Here is a 17,411-nt window from a genome sequence, read left to right on the forward strand (position 1 = left end):
GAGAAACATGTATCCGGTCGGAGGTGGTACGTCCGGACATGGCGACAGAGGAGACGAAGGTGAACGACCGGGGGATGGTGACGGTCCCGGCGTCGCTCCGTCGGCGGCTCGACATCGAAGCCGGGGACAAACTGCGCTGGGATGTCGACGAGGACGGCGACCTCACCGTGACCGTCGTCAAACAGCGGTCCGGCGCGTTCGACGACTTCGAGGCCGTCTCGATGGGGGGCGACGGCCTCGAAACGCACGACCTCGCGGGACACGAAGGCGATACCGCGTTCTCGGAGGACGCGTGACGCCGGTCGCGGCCGTCGACACGAGTGTGCTGGTGGGGAGAGCGGACGCGGACGACCGGCACCACGATGCCGCGACTGCTATCGTCGACGGTATCGACCGCGGGCGACTCCCGACGGGACGCGTCACGAACTACGTCGTTCTGGAGATGCTGAACTGGATCCACGGCCGTCGGCGCCACGAGGCAGCGATCGCGCTGTACGCCTCACTGAAGGCGTCGGCCGGGTTCGAGATCCATCACGCGCCGCGGAAAGACTACGACCGGGCGATCGACCTGTTCGAGACGTACGACGGCCTCGCGTTCGGCGACGCGACTGTCGTAGCGCACCTGCAGCGAGAAGGGATCGAGCACCTCTATTCGTTCGACGACGACTTCGACGCGGTGGCGGGCGTCACCCGACTGGCGACGCCCGACGACCCGTTCTGATCAACGCACGTCGTCGAGCAGCAGCTTCTGCTCGACGCGCTTGACCTCGTGTTGCACGTCGCGGACGGCGTCGATGTTCGCGGAGATGGAGGTGACCCCCTCGTTGACGAGGTGGTCGACCATCTCGGGTTTCGAGGCGGCCTGGCCGCAGATGCTCGTGGCGACACCCTCCTCGCGGCAGGTCTCGATGGTCTCGCTGATGAGCTTGAGCACCGAGGGGTGCAGCTCGTCGAACCGATCGGCGACCCGCCCGTTGTTGCGGTCGACCGCGAGGGTGTACTGGGTGAGGTCGTTCGTGCCGAACGAGACGAAGTCGATGCCGGCGTCGGCCATCGCCTCGACGCCCAGCGCGGCGGCGGGCGTCTCGATCATCACGCCCCAGTCCTGCTTGTCGGGGTCGATGCCCTCCTGTTCCATGAGCCGGCGGGCTCGCAGCACGTCCTCGGCGTCGTTGACGAGCGGGAACATGATCTCGACGTTGTCGTAGCCCAGCTCGAACAGCCGGCGGAACGCGGCGAGTTCGTGGGCGAACAGATCGGGGCGGTCGAGGCTGCGGCGGATGCCCCGGTAGCCGAGCATCGGGTTGTGCTCGGCGGGCTCGTCGGCGCCGCCCTCCAGCTGGCGGAACTCGTCGGTGGGCGCGTCGAGCGTGCGCACGCGGACGGGCCGGGGGTAGAACTCCTCGGCGACGCCCCGCACCCCGTCGACGATCTCGTCGACGTACTCCTCGGCGCTGTGGTCCTCGATGTACCGCTCGGGCGTCTTGTTCGTCGAGAGGATCATGTGCTCCATCCGCAGGAGGCCGACGCCGTCGGCGCCGGTCGCCGCGGCGCGCTCGGCGGCGTCCGGGATGGAGACGTTGACCTTGACCTCCGTCGCGGTCATCGGCTTGACGGGGGCCTGCGGCCGGACCTCCTCGACGGGTTCCCGTTCGTCGCCGCCGGTGGCGTCGCCCTGCTCGACGGTGCCCTTCTCGCCGTCGATGGTGACGACCTGGCCGTCGTGGAGCCGCTCGGAGCCCTGCTCGGTGCCGACGATGGCCGGGACGCCGAGTTCCCGCGAGACGATGGCGGCGTGGCTGGTCATGCCGCCCTCGTCGGTGATGATGCCGGCGGCGCGTTTCATCGCCGGCACCATGTCGGGGGTGGTCATCTCGGCGACGATCACGTCGCCCTCCTCGACCTTGTCGAGGTGGTCGAGCTTGCGGACGATCCGGGCCGGGCCCGACACGCGGCCGGGGCTGGCGCCGATGCCCGAGAAGACGACGTTGCCCTCCGACCCGCCGCTGCCCCCGCCCGAGTCGGCGGCGGCCGCGCCGCCGTCGGCGACGCCCGCCACGTCCTCGACGCTGTTGGATGCCCCTTCGACCTCCTGGGCGTCCTCGTCGATGGTGGTGATCGGCCGCGACTGGAGGACGTACAGCTCGCCGTCGGCGATGGCCCACTCCACGTCCTGGGGGTCGCCGTAGTAGGACTCGATCTCGTCGCCCAGGCCCACGAGGCGGTCGAGTTCCGCCTCGGAGAGGACCTGTTCGTCGCGCCTGTCCTCGGGGACCGGCCGCTCGATGGTCTCGCCGGTCTCCTCGTCGCGGACGTGCATGACCTTCTTGGTGGCGACGGTTGCGTCGCGCAGCTCGCCCGTCTCGCGGTCGAGGACGTACTTGTCGGGGGAGACGGCGCCGGAGACGACCGCCTCGCCCAGGCCCCACGCGGACTCGACGATCGCCTGTGGGGCGCCCGTGGTGGGGTGGCTCGTGAACATGACGCCGCTCTTCTCGGCGTCGACCATCAGCTGGACGACGACCGCGATGTTGACCACGTCGTGGGAGAAGCCCTGTTCCTGGCGGTAGTAGATGGCCCGCTGGGTGAAAAGCGAGGCCCAGCAGTCCCGGACCTTGTCGAGCAGGCCCGAGCGGGTGACGTTGAGGAACGTCTCCTGCTGGCCGGCGAAGGAGGCGTCGGGCAGGTCCTCCGCCGTCGCCGACGAGCGGACCGCCACGGAGGCGTCGCCGTCCTCGATGTCGTCGTAGGCCGCGAGGATCTCCTCGCGGATGGAGTCGGGCAGTTCGGTCTCCGTGATGAGCTCCTGGGCGCGCTCGGCGGCCTCCGCCAGCGCCTGGGAGTCGTCGACGGAGACGTCGACGGCCTCGAACAGCTCCTCGTCGATGCCGGTCTCCTCGATGAACGACCGGTACGTCTCGGCCGTCACGACGAACCCGGGCGGAACCGGCAGCCCCGCCGATGTCAGCTCCCCCAGGGATGCGCCTTTACCTCCGACCGAGTCGAAATCCTCGGCCGTGATGTCGTCCAGCCAGAGTAATGCCATGACCGTACCCACAGTGTCGCCGAGGACGCCCAAGAACTTTCCGGCCCGAATACCGGTAAAAACTTTGCGTTAGAGGCGGTAACGGCGACGTTCTGTCGAACATTGTTTCGCTTCCGAGTACCTGTGGCACCCTCGCACGGTCGGCGGTCGCACGGCGAAGCGCTCGCCGCGACCCCAAGAGCAAACACCGGCCGTCGGAATCTACGGGTATGTTGTCGACTGGAGTCGCACGCGCAGGCGTCGTCGTCCTGGCGGGCTTGCTCGTCGCCGCGACGGTCCCGGCGGCGACGGCCGGCGCGTCCGATCCGGCTGTCGGGCCGGCGGGGCCGGCGGTCGCGGCCGGCGACGCCACCGGGATCGTGGACGGTGGCGTGGCTGCGAGCGCGGCCGGGCTCGGATCAGGTATCAACCGTACGCTCGGCGGCGACGGCACGATATTCTACGCGCTCGAACGGGCCGCCGACGGCGGCTACGTGCTCGGCGGTGCGACGGACGCCGCGGGGGGCGGACGCGCGGCGGTCCTCGTCGGGACCGACCCGGACGGCACGGTCGAGTGGCGCGAGACGTACGACGGCGGGTCGGTGACCGACCTGAACCGGACGGGCGACGGCGGGTACGCGGTCGCCGGGACGGACGCGTTCCTGAAGGTGAACGCGACGGGCGCCGTCGAGTGGGACCGCTCGGACCTCCTCGACAAGGGCAACGCCGTCCGGGCGGTCGACGGCCGGCTGTACGTCGCCGGCTGGGTCGAGCCCGGCGACACGCGCCGGTCGACGGTCGTCAGCACGGATCTCGACGGGTCCGAGCGGTGGACCCACACGAGGACCGCGTCGGACGGCAACGGGTCGGCGGTGAACCTCGCCGTCGATTCCGACGGCGTGTACGTGCTGGAGAACCGCTTCGGCGAATGGCCGGCGCCGCTCTCGCTGCGGAAGCTGGACGCGCGCGGCTCTGTCGCGTGGACCCGGACGTTCCAGCGCTCGGAGAACCTCGACGCCGCGGGGCTGGTCCGGACCGACGGCGGGTTCGCGGTCCTCGCCAACGAGTACGACTTCACCGACAACGTGAGTCGGCCGGTGTTGATCCGGACGGACGAGCGGGGTCGCGAGCCGGCGTCGACGGTCCTCTCGGCGCCCCCGCGGACGAGCCTGCTCAACGTCGAACGGACCGGCGGCGGCGCGGTCGTCGGGGTCGGACACACTACCGACGGCGACCGGGACGCCGTGTTCCTCCGCGTCCGGCCGAACGGGACGGTGCTCGACCGGCGGACCGCGGGCGGCCCCGGCGACGACTGGTTCGTCGACGTGGAGCGGGCCGCCGAGCGCAACTACACGGCCGTCGGGATGAGCGAGTCGTTCGCGGACGGCCGCGCCGGCTGGCTCCGGACCGTCGCGCTGTCCGGAGCGGCGTCGCCGGACCTGCCGACAGCCACCCCGAGTCCGACGCCGACGCCCTCCCCGACGCCGACCGCGACTGCGACGGAGACGGCCGGTCCGGCGACGACCGGGACCACCGGGACGGCGGCCGCGGTGTCGGGCGCGACCGCGACTGCACCGTCGCCGACGAGCGCCCCGTCCGGCGTCGACGGGACGACCGACGGCGGCTCGGCGACCAGCGCCGACGGTCCGGTCCCGACCGCCGCGGGCGCGCTGGCAGTCCTGCTCGCGTTCGCACTCCTCGGGTCGCTCCGGCGCGACCGCTGAGCGGCAAAACGTCCGGGTGACCTCCTCGTCAGGCCTCGATGATGTCGTCCTCGTCGCTCTCGGGGATCGCGAGGTCGCCGTCGAGGGTCGTGACCGCCCGGCCGCCGACTCGCGGCGCGGTCACGCCCTCCTCGCCCTCGCGGGTGTCCACGAGTACTCGACCCGGGCGGTCGAGGAAGTGCCCCTGCTCGAACACGAGCGGGTCGTCGGCGTCGAGCGCGGCCTGGTAGCGCAGGTAGGCGCCCACCGCGCCGCTGGCCGTGCCCGTCACGGGGTCTTCGGGGATGCCCGCCAGCGGGACGAACGCCCGCCCGTGCAGGGTCGCCTCGCCCTCCAGCGTGTCGAACGTGAACGCGTACAGCCCCTCGGCGCCGTTCGTCTTGCACAGTTTCTCGATAGCGTCCAGGTCGGGGTCGACCGCCGACAGTTGCTCGAAGTACCCGACCGGAACGACGAGGAAGGGCAGGCCGGTCGAGGCGCGGGCGATCGGCAGGTCCTCGCCGACCTCCGACAGCGCCGCGGTGTCGAGGCCGAGCGCGTCGGCCGCCTCCTCCAGCGACACGTCGACCTCGCGGACCTCGGGCGGCGACTGCGTGAGCCAGACGGTGCCGTCGGGTTCGACCTCCACGTCGAGGGTCCCGACCTCGGTCTCGACGGTGTGCTCGCCGTCGGCGACCTCGCCGCGCTCGGCCAGCGACGCGAACGCCGCGACGGTGGCGTGGCCACAGAGGTCGACCTCGCGCTCGGGCGTGAAGTAGCGCAGGCGCCGATCCGCTTCGTCGCTCGGCAGGACGAACGCCGTCTCGCTCGCGCCGAGTTCGGAGGCGATAGCCCCCATCTGGTCGTCGGCGAGGTCGGCCGCCTCGGCGACGACCCCCGCCGGGTTGCCGGCCATCGGTTCCGTCGTGAACGCGTCGACGAGCTGGACGCGACGGTTCTCGGTCATGTGCTCGGTCTGTCGGTCACGTCCGCAATAAAGAGGCGGGTGTGGATGCGGACGCTCGCGTGACTGCGCTCCGACGACACGCCGACCGCGACCGCAGTATCGCTGGTGCCGCAGACAGCGTGAAAGCCCCGACGCGTTCGACTCCCGCGGTTCGCTGCGCTCCTCGACTCGCTCCGCTCGTCTGCGGTGCTTACGTCGCCCGTCTTCCCGGAGCGGACGGGGGCTTTCACGCTGTTCGCGGTCGGAAGGTCACTCCCGCGGTCGGCGGTCGCGGTGCCGGTGCTGCGGTCCGCTCCTCGAAGAGTTTCAACTACTTCAGATCGGGTCGAGTTCGCCGGCGTCGTCGGTGACGAGGTCGTCGATCTCGTCCTCGCGGGTGTCGGCCTGCTGCTGGATGTTGGACTTGGCGTCGACGGCCTGCTCCTGGAGGGCGTCGATGCGGTCGACCCGCGTGACGTTCGAGAGCAACACCGCGACCGAGAGCGTGTCGGCGTCCTCGCGGGGGTCGTCGCCGGCCAGCACCTCGACGCTGTCGGTCTCGCTCTCGAGCCACTCGCGGGCGCGACGCATGCCCTTCTGGGAGAACTCCGAGGGCGGGCCGGAGACGACGATCAGCGAGCGCTCGGCGGAGTCGATGTCGGCGGGGATCGTCAGCCGGGACTTGACGGCCTTGCGGACGAGCCCGTGGACCTTCATCGTGAGGTCGCTCTCGTCGCGGTTCTCGTCGTGGCCGTTGGTGAACCGGCTGATGAGCCCCCCTTCCCCGCGCGGGACCGACTCGACCTCCGTCGATGCGAAGGCGATGGAGCTGACGCCGCCGGTCGCGAGGGTGCGTTTCACGTCCGAGGAGTCCATGGCGGCCTCGGAGATGCGCGAGCCGTCGAGCTCCCCCGCGGCGAGCAGGGTGACGACGCGGCGGGCGATCTCCTCGTTGGTGCGCTCGTAGCCCGTCTCGACGGAGTCGCCGTGCTGGCGCCAGGCGTCGTTGTCGAACAGGACGAGGTTCTCGGTGGCCTCCGTGAAGCTCGTCAGCGAGCGGGCGGCGTTGAACGCGGGCCGGCCGCCCTCGTCGGCGCTGGGGAGCACGCCCAGGCCGTAGACCGGCTCGGCGTAGCGGTCGCTCAGGGTCTCGGCGAGGACGGGCGCGCCGCCGGAGCCGGTGCCGCCGCCGAGGCCCGCGACGACGAGGAAGCCGTCGATGTCGTGGATCGGCACGCCGTCCATGGCGCGCTCGATCTCGTGGTGGTCCTGGCGCGCGATGGTCGCGCCGACCTCCGGGTCGGCGCCCGCGCCGCGGCCCTTGACGCGCTGGTCGGTCTGGCCGATGAGGATGCGGTTGTCCCGCGGGACGTAGTCGAGCTTGGCGAGGTCGATCTCCGCGGAGTTGACCGCGAGGGCGAACCGGCACAGCGACCGGCCCGTGTCCGACTCGAAGGCGAGCAGTTTGTCCACGACCTTCCCCCCGGCGTTGCCGAAGCCGATGACGGCGAGGTTCATGCGTGCCCGTCGGGCGTGTGTTTCGTTAACTATGTGCCCCCTTCTCGGTCGCCGCGGGACGCAACCGGGGCTTACTCGACCCCGCCGCGCCGCCGGAGGGCGTCCGGGGCCGCAGGGTAGACGAAACGAACCCGCGACCGCCTGGTAACCGGTCGGTGAGGGCGGACGGCTGCCCGACGCGTCTCGCCGCGGCCCCACGTCCCGGAGCGCCCGACCGGATTCGGAAGCGTTGAGGCGCGGGCGGTCGATCCCAGGGGCGTGTCGCTGCTCTCGATCTTCGGGTCTGCGATCCTCCCGGTCGTCGGGATGGCCGCGCTGGGGTACGTCCTCGGCCGGGCGAAAGACGTCGACGTCGACCCGCTGAACACGACGGTCGTCTACGTCCTCGCGCCGGCGCTGGTCTTCCACAGCGTCGCGACGACCGACCTGAGCGGCGCGACGCTGGCCGGGATCGCCGCCGGCGTGACCGCGTTCACCGTCGTGATGACGGTCCTCGCGGAGGGAGTCGGGCGCCTCGTCGGCGTGCGCGAACCGATACTCTCCGCGCTGGTGCTGGTGAGCGTCTTCTCGAACTCCGGCAACTACGGGATCCCCCTCTCGGCGTTCGCGTTCGGGCCGACCGGTCGGTCGACGGCGGTGATCTTCCTGACGACCCAGAGCGTGCTCGTCTACACCGTCGGCGTGTACATCGCCGCCCGCTCGGGCAGCGACGACTGGACCGAGGGGCTGCGGCGGGTGTTCACGGTGCCGCTGGTCTACGCCGTCGCGGCCGCGCTGGCCGGGCGCGAACTGGGCGTTCTCCCCGCCGAGGGGTCGACGCTCATGGAGACGGTCGGCATGCTCGGCAACGCCTCGATCCCGCTGATGCTCATCATCCTCGGGATCGAACTCGCCCGGACGGACTACGGCGCGACGCTGCGGACCGTCGGGACGGCGACTGTCCTGAAGATGGCCGTCGCGCCGGTCGTCGCCGTGGGCGTCCTCGCGGCGGGCGCCGCCGCCGGCGCCGGACTGGAGAACCGGACCGTCGCGCGGGTGTTCGTCCTCGAAGCCTCGACGCCGTCGGCGGTGACGCCGCTGATCCTCCTCATCGAGTTCGGCGACTCGACCCCCGTCGACGGCGTCACCGTCTCCGAGTTCGCCAGCACCGTCGTCCTCGTCACGACGCTCGTCAGCCTCCCCGCACTGACGCTACTCATCTCGCTGTTGCAGTCCGGCGTGCTGTGAACGGACTCTCACCGTCCGGTAGCGCCCCGCAGAAACAGCGACCGACCGCTCGTCGCCTCAGCGGCGGCGCTCCCGCCGCCGACGCCCGTCGTCGCGGACGTACCGGAGCGCCCCGTAGAAGGCCTCGGTGTCGACCCGCCCGTCGGCCTCCTCCAGCCGCTCCCGGAACTTGGTCGGGGTCATGGTCAACGTTAACATACAACGCCGACGCGAATAAGCGTTTCGTCGCGTGCGGTCGCTGGTCGGTCAGTAGTGACGCGCAGGCGGTTCGACGGTCGAATCAGTCCGCGACCGCTTCTTCCGAGCCCGTGGGGGCGTTGGGGTCCTGCACCCACAGGTCGCCGAACATCTCGTCCTGGGTGAGCCGGACGTGCCCGCGGTGGGCCAGGAAGAGCAGCCCGAGGAACGTGAGCACGCGCGAGCCGCCGGTCTCGGAGATCTCGCGGTAGAGCACCTCGTCGCGGCCCTTGTCGTACTGCTCGCGCAGCGCGTCGTGCACGTCGTCGATGATCTCGTCGACGTGTTCCTCGTGGGCGGTGTCGGTCACGTCGGCGGCGCTGGGCTCCTCGTCCATCCGGAGGTCGTCGCCGGTGCGGTAGTCCAGCTCCTGGGTCCCCCGGTCGAACCCGCCCGGCGAGTCGCTGGTGTCGTACTCCCGCGATTCCTTCCACCAGTTGTCCCGCTCGGCCTCCCGCAGGTCCCGGACGAGCTCGTCCAGGGTCTGGGGCATCCCGCGGGCGCGACGGCGCTCCAGCCGGCGGTCCATCTCCGACTCCAGCGCGGCGAACGGATCCGGCCCCTCGAAGCCGTCGTCGGGGGTCTCGCCGCCCTGCTCCCAGGGCTCCTCCCACGGCTCCGCCTCCTCCTCCTCGTCGCCGTCGTCCAGCATCGCGTCGCTCTTCATCCGCAGGAGGACGCTCGCGTAGAACAGCGCCCGCCCCGAGGTCCGCAGGTCGCCCTCGTCGAGGCGGTCGAGGAACTTGTCCGTCACCGCGACGATGTCGATGTCCCACGGGTCGATCTCCCCCTCCTCGGCGAGGCTGACGAGCACCTCGACCGGCTCGACCTCCTCGTCCTCGCCGTCGCCCCCGGCAGTCGAGGCGGCCGCGTCCGCTTCTTCGTCCACCGTCGGGTCCGGCTGCCCGTCCACCGACGGGTCGCCGGTGACGAGTTCGTCCGCGGACCCCTCGTTCGTGTCACCCGAATCGTCGCCGTCGCCGCTCCCGCCGAACGGGTTCGCTCCGCCCTCGCCGGGCGGGTCGCGGTCCTCGTGACCGGCGATGTTCAGGGGGATGTCGCCCTCGTCCCCGTCGCCGTCGTCCCGTTCGTCAGTCATCCGCGGGCACCCCCTCGGAACTGAGGTCGATGCCCGTCACCGCGCTCACGTTGTCGCCCTGCATCGTCACGCCGATGGCCCGCTCGGAGCGTTCGAGCATCGCCGAGCGGTGGGAGACGACGACGAACTGCGCCTCGCCGGCGAGTTCGTCGACCATCTCGCCGACGAGGTCGGCGTTCTTCGCGTCGAGGAAGGCGTCGACCTCGTCGAGCGCGTAGAACGGCGCGGGGTTGTGCCGCTGGATCGCGAAGATGAAGGCCAGCGCGGTCAGGGACTTCTCCCCGCCGGACATCGCCGCCAGCCGCTGGATCGGCTTGTCCGCGGGCTGGGCCTTCATCGTCAGCCCGCCGTCGAAGGGGTCCTCCTCGTTCTCCAGGTGGAGGTGCCCGGTCCCGTTCGAGAGCCGCTCGAAGATGTCCCGGAAGTGCTCGTCGATGGCGTCGAACGCCTCCATGAACGTCTCCTTCTTGTTCTGCTCGTAGCGGTCGATCCGGTCGCGGATGCCCTCGGCCTCCTCGACCAGCGTCGCCTTCTTGTCCGTCAGGTCGTCGAGGTCGTCCTCGACGCGGTCGTACTCCTCGATGGCGAGCATGTTCACCGGCTCCAGGGCCTCCATCTCGGACTCCAGCCGGGCGATCTCCGACTCGACCTCGTCGTGGTCGGGGATCTCCTCGGGGTCGTAGTCGCCGACCGCCGACTCGAGCTCGTCGACCTCCCACTCCAGGCGCTCGGCCTCGTCCCGGCGCTCCTCGAGGTCGCTCTCGACCGCGCCGACCTCCTCTTTCTTCTCGTCGCGCTCGGCGCGCGCTTCCTTGAGGTCCTCTTTCAGCTCCTCGCGGTCGTCCTTGAGGTCGGCCAGCTCGGACTCCAGCTCGGCGACGGCCTCCTCCTTCTCCGCGAGGACTTCCTCCTTCTCGGCGATATCGCTCTCGAACTCCTCGATCTGCTCCTGCTTCTCGGCCTTGCGGTTCTGGGCTGCCTCGATCTTCTCCTGGAGGTCGTCGATGGCGTCCTCGGCGTACTCCTTCTCCAGCTGTAGCTCGTTCAGCTCGCCGTCCAGGTCGTCGATCTGGTCCTCCAGCTCGTCGATCTCGGCGCGGATCTCGTCGGCGCGACTGGTCAGGTCGGGCAGCTCCGAGTCCTCGACCTCGGCCTCGAGTTCCTCGATCTCGGCCTCCAGCTCCTCGATCTCCGCGGTCTTGTCCTCGATGTCGGCCTCGATGGCGTCCATGTCCGCGGAGACCTCGTCGCGCTCGCTCTCGATCTCTTCGAGCCGGTCTTCGAGGTCCGATATCTTCTCCTCGACCTCCTCGCGCTCGGTCTCGCGGCGCTCGATGTCGGTCTCGATGTCGCGGACCTGCTCGGCCGCGTCCGATTCCTTGTCGCGTGCGTCGTCGAGGCGGTCCTCCACGTCCCGTAACTCCTCGCGGACGGACTGGCGCTCGTCCTCCAGGTCGTTGATCGTCGCGGCGATCCGCTCCAGCTGGCCCTGGCCGCCGGAGAAGGAGTACCGGGTGCCCTTCGAGGAGCCGCCGGTCATGGCGCCGGACTTCTCGACGAGGTCGCCCTCCAGGGTGACCATCCGGAAGTCGCCCATCAGGTCCCGGGCGGTGTCCATGTCCTCGACGACGAGGGTATCGCCGAGGACGTACGAGAAGACGCCGGCGTACTCGCTGTCGAAGTCGACGAGGTTGGCCGCGAAGTCGACGACGCCGTCGTGGCTCGGCAGGCTCGGCAGCGAGCGGTTCTGCATCTGCGTGATCGGCAGGAACGTCGCACGTCCCGCGCCCCGCGACTTGAGATAGTCGATACACTGCTGGCCGATGCCGTCGTCGTCGACGACGACGTGGGCCAGCCGGCCGCCGGCTGCCGTCTCGCAGGCCACCGCGTACTCGGGGTCGACGCCGCCGAGTTGCCCGACCGTGCCGTGGACGCCGTCGATGTCGGCGTTCAGGATGGTCGTCACCGCGCGCCCGTACGAGGAGTCGCCGTCCTGGCCGGCCTTGGCCTCTAACTCGGCGTACTCCTGCTGTTTGGCCGTCAGCTCGTCCTCGATATCGTCGAGTTCGTCCTGTAACTCGCGCCGTTCGTCCTTGAGGTCGGCGACCACCTCGGCGATGGTCTCCTGGTTCTTCCGGGCCTTCTCCAGTTCGCCCTCCAGGTCGTCGATCTCGGCCTCGATCTCGGGGATCCGCTCCTCCAGTTCCTCGATCTCCGACTCGGTCTCCCGCTGCTCGTTCGACCGCCGACGCGCCTCGTCGAGCAGGCGGTCCTGCTCGCGCTGGAGGTCGTTCTTCTCGGATTTGAGCGTCTCCAGCGTCTCCCGTTTCCCCTCCAGTTCGTCCTTGACCTCCTCGAACTCCTCGCCGACCTCGTCGATGCGCGCCTGGACCTCCTCGAGTTCGCTCTCCTTCTCCTGCACGTCGGCCTTCAGCGAGGACTTCGATACTTTGGTCTCGCGGATGTCGGACTCCAGGTCGTCGATGGTCTCCTGCTTGCGGTCGATCTCGACGAACGCCTGGCGGCGCTCGTTCTCGGCGTCCTCGATGGTCTCCTCGGCGGACTCGATCTTGTCTTCGAGCCGGGAGATGTCACCCTTTACCTCCTCCATCTCCCGTTTGATGGCGAGCTGTTCGTCCTCGCCCTTGCGCTCGATCTCGGCGTTCAGTTCGTCGAGCTCGTCTTCCAGCCTGAGCACGCGTCCCTGGCGCTCGTCGAGTTCCATCTGGAGGTCCTCGAGCTCGGCCTCCAGCTGGTCGACGGCGTCGGCCGCCGCGGCGAGTTCCTCGCGCTTGTCCTCCAGCTCGGCGGCCTTCCGGTAGCTCTCGTACTCCCCTTTCTCGTCGCGCAGGTCCTGGTACTCCAGGGCGGTCTCCCGTTCGTCGGAGAGCTGGTCGAGGCGCGTCTCCTTCTCCTCGATGCGGAGTTCGGCCTCCTCGATGCGCTCCTCGACGACCTCCAGTTCCTCGAAGGCCGACTCCTTCTTCTGGTCGAACTCGGCGACACCGGCGATCTCGTCGATGATCTCGCGACGCGCGCCGGCGGTCATGTTGATGATCTCGGTCACGTCGCCCTGCATGACGACGTTGTACCCCTCGGGCGTGACGCCGGCCTGGGCGAGAAGATCCTGGATGTCCGAGAGGTTGACCGAGCGGCCGTTGATGTAGTAGTAGGAGTAGTAGTTGTCGTCGGTCTCCTTGACGCGCCGGCGGATGGAGATCTCGTCCACGTCGCCGACGTTCTCGGTGCCGGCGGCGGTGACGACCTGCGACCGGGAGAGGGTGCCGTCCTCGTTGTCGAGGATGACCTCGACGCTGGCCTCCCGTTCGCCGGACGTGTCCACGTCGTCGTCGGCGTGGCCGGGGTTGTAGATCAGGTCGGTCAGCTTCTCGGCGCGGATGCCGGAGGTCCGCGCCAGGCCCAGCGCGAAGAGGACGGCGTCGATTATATTGGACTTACCGGAGCCGTTCGGGCCGCTGACGGTGGTGAAATCCTCGTAGAAGGGAATGCGAGTCTTCCGGCCGAAACTCTTGAAGTTGTCGAGTACGAGCTCTTTGATGTGCATGGTCGCTCGCGGTGGAGAGCCGGCCTAGGCGATGATGATGTCGCCGGGGCCGCTCTCCGTGCTATCCTCTTCGTCGGTAGCCTCGGTTTTAGTCCTGTCGGCCGCGGCTTCGTCTGGAGATTCCGACGGGTCGCCGGACTCCTCGGGGGTGAACCCGAGGTCCTCGTCGACCGCGTTCTCCAGCTCGCGCAGCCGGACCTTGCACTCGACGAGCTCGTCCGTCAGCCCCTCGACGGACGCCTCGAGTTCCTTGACGCGTGATTCGAGCTCCTCGACTCGGTTACCGCACATACCACTACGAGTGGCTTCCCCCGTCATAAACCTACGTCAGACATTCGCACCGATCCTGATAGGAACCGCCTACCGCCGGCGTGTCCCCGGCGACGCGCGGACCCGTTCCGTGACGGCGGTCGCTCCGGGCGACCGGCCGCGCGGTCCGCTCCCCGGCATCGATACGAAACGTCGGTGTCAGTTTTGCTGTCCTTATTTGACGCCGGTCTGGGCCCGGGCATGGATCGGAAACCGACCACCTGGCGGTCGCCGCGCTCGTCGTGTTCTCCGGGTGTTCGATCATCGGGGGCGGCGGGTCGACGGGGACGCCGGGGCGTGCGCCGCCTTCTCCGGACAGACCGGGATCACCGGCCGACAGGGGAACCGGTAGTTCGGCGCGGCGGTCGAAACCGCGTGCGAGACGGGCGCTGGATCGGTCTGACGACGGTACTCCCCGCTCTGACCGCTCGGTCGCGTTACCGGACGGGGTTCGGCACGTGATCGGGACCGACCCGTAACCGGATGTAAAGAATTTTCAAACAGTGTTCTGAGACAACAATATGGTCCGACAGGTAGCCGCCCTGGCTGTCGTGGCGCTGGTCCTCCTCTCGGGGTGTAACGCCTTCGGGGGGTCGGGGACTGCGAGTCCCGCGACCGCCGGCGGAGCGACCGACCCCGCGACGGACACCGAGGCACAGCCCGACGGAGAAACCGTCACTGGGGCCGAAACGGGCGAGAGCGGGACGGCGACGGCCACCGCGGAGTCGGCACCCACGCCGACGCCGACGGCGACAGCCACTGCCACTGCGACACCGACGCCGACGGCGACTGCCACGGCGACGGCAGTTTCGACACCGACGCCGACACCCGCCGCGACGCCCACACCGACGGCGACGGCTACCCCGACACCGACGCCCACACCGACGGCGACGCCGACGGACACGCCGACGCCGACACCCACTCCGACGGCGACACCGACGCCGCCGCCGTCTCCCACGCCCACCTCGACACCCACGGCGGCGCCGACACCGACGCCGCCGCCGGGGCTCGAACCGCTCTCGTCGATGGATCTGCCCCCTGGCGTGTACACCGAGAACGTCGATACCGAAAGGCTGCGGGAAGCGTTTCGGGATCGGCTCTCGGCGATCCCCCACCGGGCCCACCTGAGAGTCGAGAACTCGACGGGACCGCTCGAGACGGTACGCACGGCGAACGACAGCGACGCTTCGCTCACGACGCTCGACGACACCGAGGACCCCGAACTGACCCTCTGGATCGGGCCGACCGAAGCGGGGGTCGCGTACGACGGGAAGACGTGGTACCTCGACGGCCCGACGGACCTGCGGGACAGCGCGAAGTCGATCGCGGGGTACTCCCGACAGACCATCTCGAACCACCTGGAGGACGCCACCTGGGAGCCGGTCGGCGTCAGGCCGACCGACGAGGGCGACCGCGTCGTCCTGAACGCGACCGGCCTCGCCACCGACACAGCCCTCGGTACCGACGGTGATCCGGTCGACGTGCGGGGGATCGTCGACGTGACCGGCGACGGTCGCATCGTCAACGGGACGATCACCTACACCGTCGACTACGGGGGCGAGACCGACACGCGGACGGTGACGTTCGGAACGGAGCGGGCGAGCGGCGACTTCGTCTCGAAGCCGAACTGGGTCTCTGACCCGCCCCAGGTGACCGCCGAGGTGACCGGCGGCGACCGACTCGTCGAACTGTCGCTGACCGGCGGCCCGGCTGTCGACGCCGGAACGCGGCTGTCCGTCAACGATAGCGACTGGCCCGGGACGCTCGGAACCGTCACCCTCGACGAACGCCTCGACCCCGGGGAGACCGCGTACATCTACCGGACCGGGGAGAGCGACGCGGCGGCCTTCCACGTCAGCGTCGGCGAGCGTCCGACGCTCCCCGAGAACGCGACCGCGTTCACGGAGGACGTGTACGTGCACGGTCGGGAGGGCGAGTTCATCTTCCAGGCCGGCGCCCGGGTCGACGGGGGAACGTCCGCGAGCGCGTCGCTCCGGAGCCCGCCGGCGGTGCCGTCCGGAGCGAGCGCCTCCGCGGTCCCCTGGCTCGCGGCGCTCGCACCGGTCGGACTGTTCGCGCGACGGGCGGCCCGGAACTGATCCGCGGTCGCCGTGTCGCCGCGGCCGCGAGTCGACGTCCGCCCGTGGTCGTTAGCCTTTAGCCGGGCGGCGCCGAACCGCGGGTAATGACCGCACAAGCCGTCGAGTCCGAGGATCTGGCGACCGTCATCGGGCTGGAGGTCCACGTCCAGCTGGAGACGGACACGAAGATCTTCTGTGGCTGCTCGACCGACGTGGGCGACGACGAACCGAACACCCACACCTGTCCCGTCTGCCTGGGCCTGCCCGGCGCGCTCCCGGTCGTCAACGAGGGGGCGGTGGAGGCCGCCGTCAAGGTCGGCAAGGCCATCGACGCCACCATCCCCGAGGAGACGACCTTCCACCGGAAGAACTACTACTACCCCGACCTCCCCAAGAACTTCCAGATCACCCAGTACGACGCGCCGATCTGCGCCGACGGCGAACTGGAGTTCTCCGTGGAGGGCGAGCGCCGCTCGGTCGCCATCCGCCGCGCCCACCTCGAAGAGGACCCCGGCAGCCTCCAGCACAAGGGCGGTTCCATCGACACCGCCGACTACACGCTGGTCGACTACAACCGCGCGGGCACGCCGCTGATGGAGATCGTCACCGAACCGGACTTCCGCTCGCCCGACGAGGTGCGCGCGTTCCTCGCGAAGCTCACGGAGGTCCTCGAATACCTGGGCATCTTCGACGCCACTCGCGACGGCTCGCTGCGCGTCGACGCCAACCTCTCCATCGTCGAGGGCGCGGAGGTCGGCGACGACGGCGCAATCGACGAGGAGACCCTGGAGTCGGCCAACCGGACGGAGGTCAAGAACATCTCCAGCCACAAGGGCGCCGAGAAGGCGCTGGCCTACGAGGAGACCCGCCAGAGGAACGCCATCCAGCGCGGCCGCGCGGTCGAGCAGGAGACGCGCCACTGGGACGAGTCCAAGGGCGTCACCCTCTCGATGCGCTCGAAGGAGGAGGAGAAAGACTACCGGTACTTCCGCGAGGCCGACCTGCCGCCGCTCAAAGTGAGTGACTGGAAGGAGAAGCTCGCTATCCCGGAACTCCCCGATGCCCGACGCGAGCGCTTCCGCGCGGAGTACGGCCTCAACGAGGAGGCGGCCGACAAACTGACGAGCACGAAGGAGGTCGCGGACTTCTTCGAGGACGTGGCCGAGCAGTTCGACCCCGACCTGGCCGCGACGTGGGTCGCCGACGAACTCCTGGGCGAGCTCAACTACCGCGACATGGCGATTACGGACGTGTCCGACCGCTTCGACGAGATCGAACGGCTGGTCGAACTCGTCGCCGAAGACGAGATCACGACGAAGAACGCCCGCGAGACAGTGCTCCGCGGGATGCTCGACGACGGCGACTCCCCCGACGAGATCGTCGAGCGCGAGGACCTCGGGAAGACCAGCGGCGACGAGGTCCAGCAGGCCGTCGAGGCGGCCATCGAGGAGAACCCCGACGCCGTCGCCGACTACCGCGACGGCGACGACGGGGCGATCAACTTCCTCGTCGGGCAGGTCATGGGCAAGACCGGCGGGAGCGCGGACCCGGGCGACGTGAACCGGGCGCTCCGCGAGGAACTGGACGGGTAACGACGACGAGCGGTCGCGCCCCGTACCCGACTCGGCGGTGTCAGTCGCCGGTCGGTTCGGTCCGTCGACGGACTGGCGGTGCCTGAAACGGCGACTGTATCCTCCGGTC

14 protein-coding genes are annotated in these 17,411 nt (G+C 69.7%); 6 read left to right on the forward strand and 8 right to left on the reverse strand.

Going from position 1 to position 17,411, the window contains the following annotated elements:
- Positions 1-38 precede the first annotated feature (38 nt).
- Together E3328_RS07415 and E3328_RS07420 are read left to right on the forward strand one after the other, a co-directional pair.
- On the forward strand, positions 39-296 hold the full coding sequence (locus E3328_RS07415; protein WP_135363949.1) for an AbrB/MazE/SpoVT family DNA-binding domain-containing protein: 258 nt from the start codon (positions 39-41) through the stop codon (positions 294-296).
- Entirely contained in the window at positions 293-721 is a 429-nt protein-coding gene (locus tag E3328_RS07420) for a type II toxin-antitoxin system VapC family toxin (RefSeq protein ID WP_135363950.1), read from the forward strand. The genes E3328_RS07415 and E3328_RS07420 overlap by 4 nt, the downstream gene beginning before the upstream one ends.
- On the opposite strand, the gene ppsA is transcribed toward E3328_RS07420, so the two are convergent.
- Positions 722-3,046, reverse strand: a complete 2,325-nt coding sequence (gene ppsA, locus E3328_RS07425) for a phosphoenolpyruvate synthase (protein WP_135363951.1) — start codon at positions 3,044-3,046, stop codon at positions 722-724.
- A gap of 209 nt (positions 3,047-3,255) precedes the next feature.
- Here ppsA and E3328_RS21855 point away from each other — a divergent pair, with 209 nt between their 5' ends.
- Positions 3,256-4,749 carry a hypothetical protein gene (locus E3328_RS21855; protein ID WP_167837332.1) on the forward strand — a complete coding sequence of 498 codons (1,494 nt, stop codon included), beginning with the start codon at positions 3,256-3,258 and terminating at the stop codon, positions 4,747-4,749.
- A gap of 28 nt (positions 4,750-4,777) precedes the next feature.
- Here E3328_RS21855 and E3328_RS07435 read toward each other — a convergent pair whose 3' ends face one another.
- Positions 4,778-5,695 carry a PhzF family phenazine biosynthesis protein gene (locus E3328_RS07435; protein WP_135363952.1) on the reverse strand — a complete coding sequence of 306 codons (918 nt, stop codon included), beginning with the start codon at positions 5,693-5,695 and terminating at the stop codon, positions 4,778-4,780.
- A 315-nt stretch (positions 5,696-6,010) separates the two neighbouring features.
- Positions 6,011-7,192: a tubulin/FtsZ family protein gene (locus tag E3328_RS07440; protein ID WP_135363953.1), complete on the reverse strand. Its 1,182-nt coding sequence runs from the start codon at positions 7,190-7,192 to the stop codon at positions 6,011-6,013.
- Positions 7,193-7,450: 258 nt separating this feature from the next.
- Between E3328_RS07440 and E3328_RS07445 the strand changes: the two genes are divergently transcribed.
- A complete protein-coding gene (locus E3328_RS07445) occupies positions 7,451-8,419 on the forward strand; it encodes an AEC family transporter (protein ID WP_135363954.1) in 969 nt (322 codons plus the stop codon).
- A 57-nt stretch (positions 8,420-8,476) separates the two neighbouring features.
- Here the strand turns inward: E3328_RS07445 and E3328_RS22720 are convergent, their stop codons facing one another.
- From E3328_RS22720 to E3328_RS21860, 5 genes are all read right to left on the reverse strand, one after another.
- A complete protein-coding gene (locus E3328_RS22720) occupies positions 8,477-8,602 on the reverse strand; it encodes a hypothetical protein (RefSeq protein WP_281275766.1) in 126 nt (41 codons plus the stop codon).
- Positions 8,603-8,699: 97 nt separating this feature from the next.
- Positions 8,700-9,755 (reverse strand): segregation/condensation protein A, encoded by a 1,056-nt coding sequence (locus E3328_RS07450; protein ID WP_135363955.1) that lies wholly within the window; start codon positions 9,753-9,755, stop codon positions 8,700-8,702.
- Positions 9,748-13,320, reverse strand: coding sequence for a chromosome segregation protein SMC (gene smc, locus E3328_RS07455; protein WP_135363956.1), 3,573 nt, complete (start codon positions 13,318-13,320; stop codon positions 9,748-9,750). Before smc ends, E3328_RS07450 begins: the two co-directional genes overlap by 8 nt.
- A 24-nt stretch (positions 13,321-13,344) precedes the next feature.
- On the reverse strand, positions 13,345-13,611 hold the full coding sequence (locus tag E3328_RS07460; protein ID WP_135363957.1) for a DUF7518 family protein: 267 nt from the start codon (positions 13,609-13,611) through the stop codon (positions 13,345-13,347).
- 514 nt (positions 13,612-14,125) lie between these two features.
- Positions 14,126-14,680 carry a hypothetical protein gene (locus E3328_RS21860; protein WP_167837333.1) on the reverse strand — a complete coding sequence of 185 codons (555 nt, stop codon included), beginning with the start codon at positions 14,678-14,680 and terminating at the stop codon, positions 14,126-14,128.
- Here E3328_RS21860 and E3328_RS21865 point away from each other — a divergent pair.
- Together E3328_RS21865 and gatB are read left to right on the forward strand one after the other, a co-directional pair.
- Positions 14,655-15,728 carry a hypothetical protein gene (locus E3328_RS21865; RefSeq protein ID WP_167837334.1) on the forward strand — a complete coding sequence of 358 codons (1,074 nt, stop codon included), beginning with the start codon at positions 14,655-14,657 and terminating at the stop codon, positions 15,726-15,728. The two genes, E3328_RS21860 and E3328_RS21865, sit on opposite strands and share 26 nt — an antisense overlap.
- Before the next feature lie 86 nt (positions 15,729-15,814).
- On the forward strand, positions 15,815-17,302 hold the full coding sequence (gatB, locus tag E3328_RS07470) for an Asp-tRNA(Asn)/Glu-tRNA(Gln) amidotransferase subunit GatB (protein ID WP_135363958.1): 1,488 nt from the start codon (positions 15,815-15,817) through the stop codon (positions 17,300-17,302).
- Positions 17,303-17,411 lie beyond the last annotated feature (109 nt).

Source organism: Halosimplex halophilum (assembly GCF_004698125.1).
GTDB lineage: Archaea > Halobacteriota > Halobacteria > Halobacteriales > Haloarculaceae > Halosimplex > Halosimplex halophilum.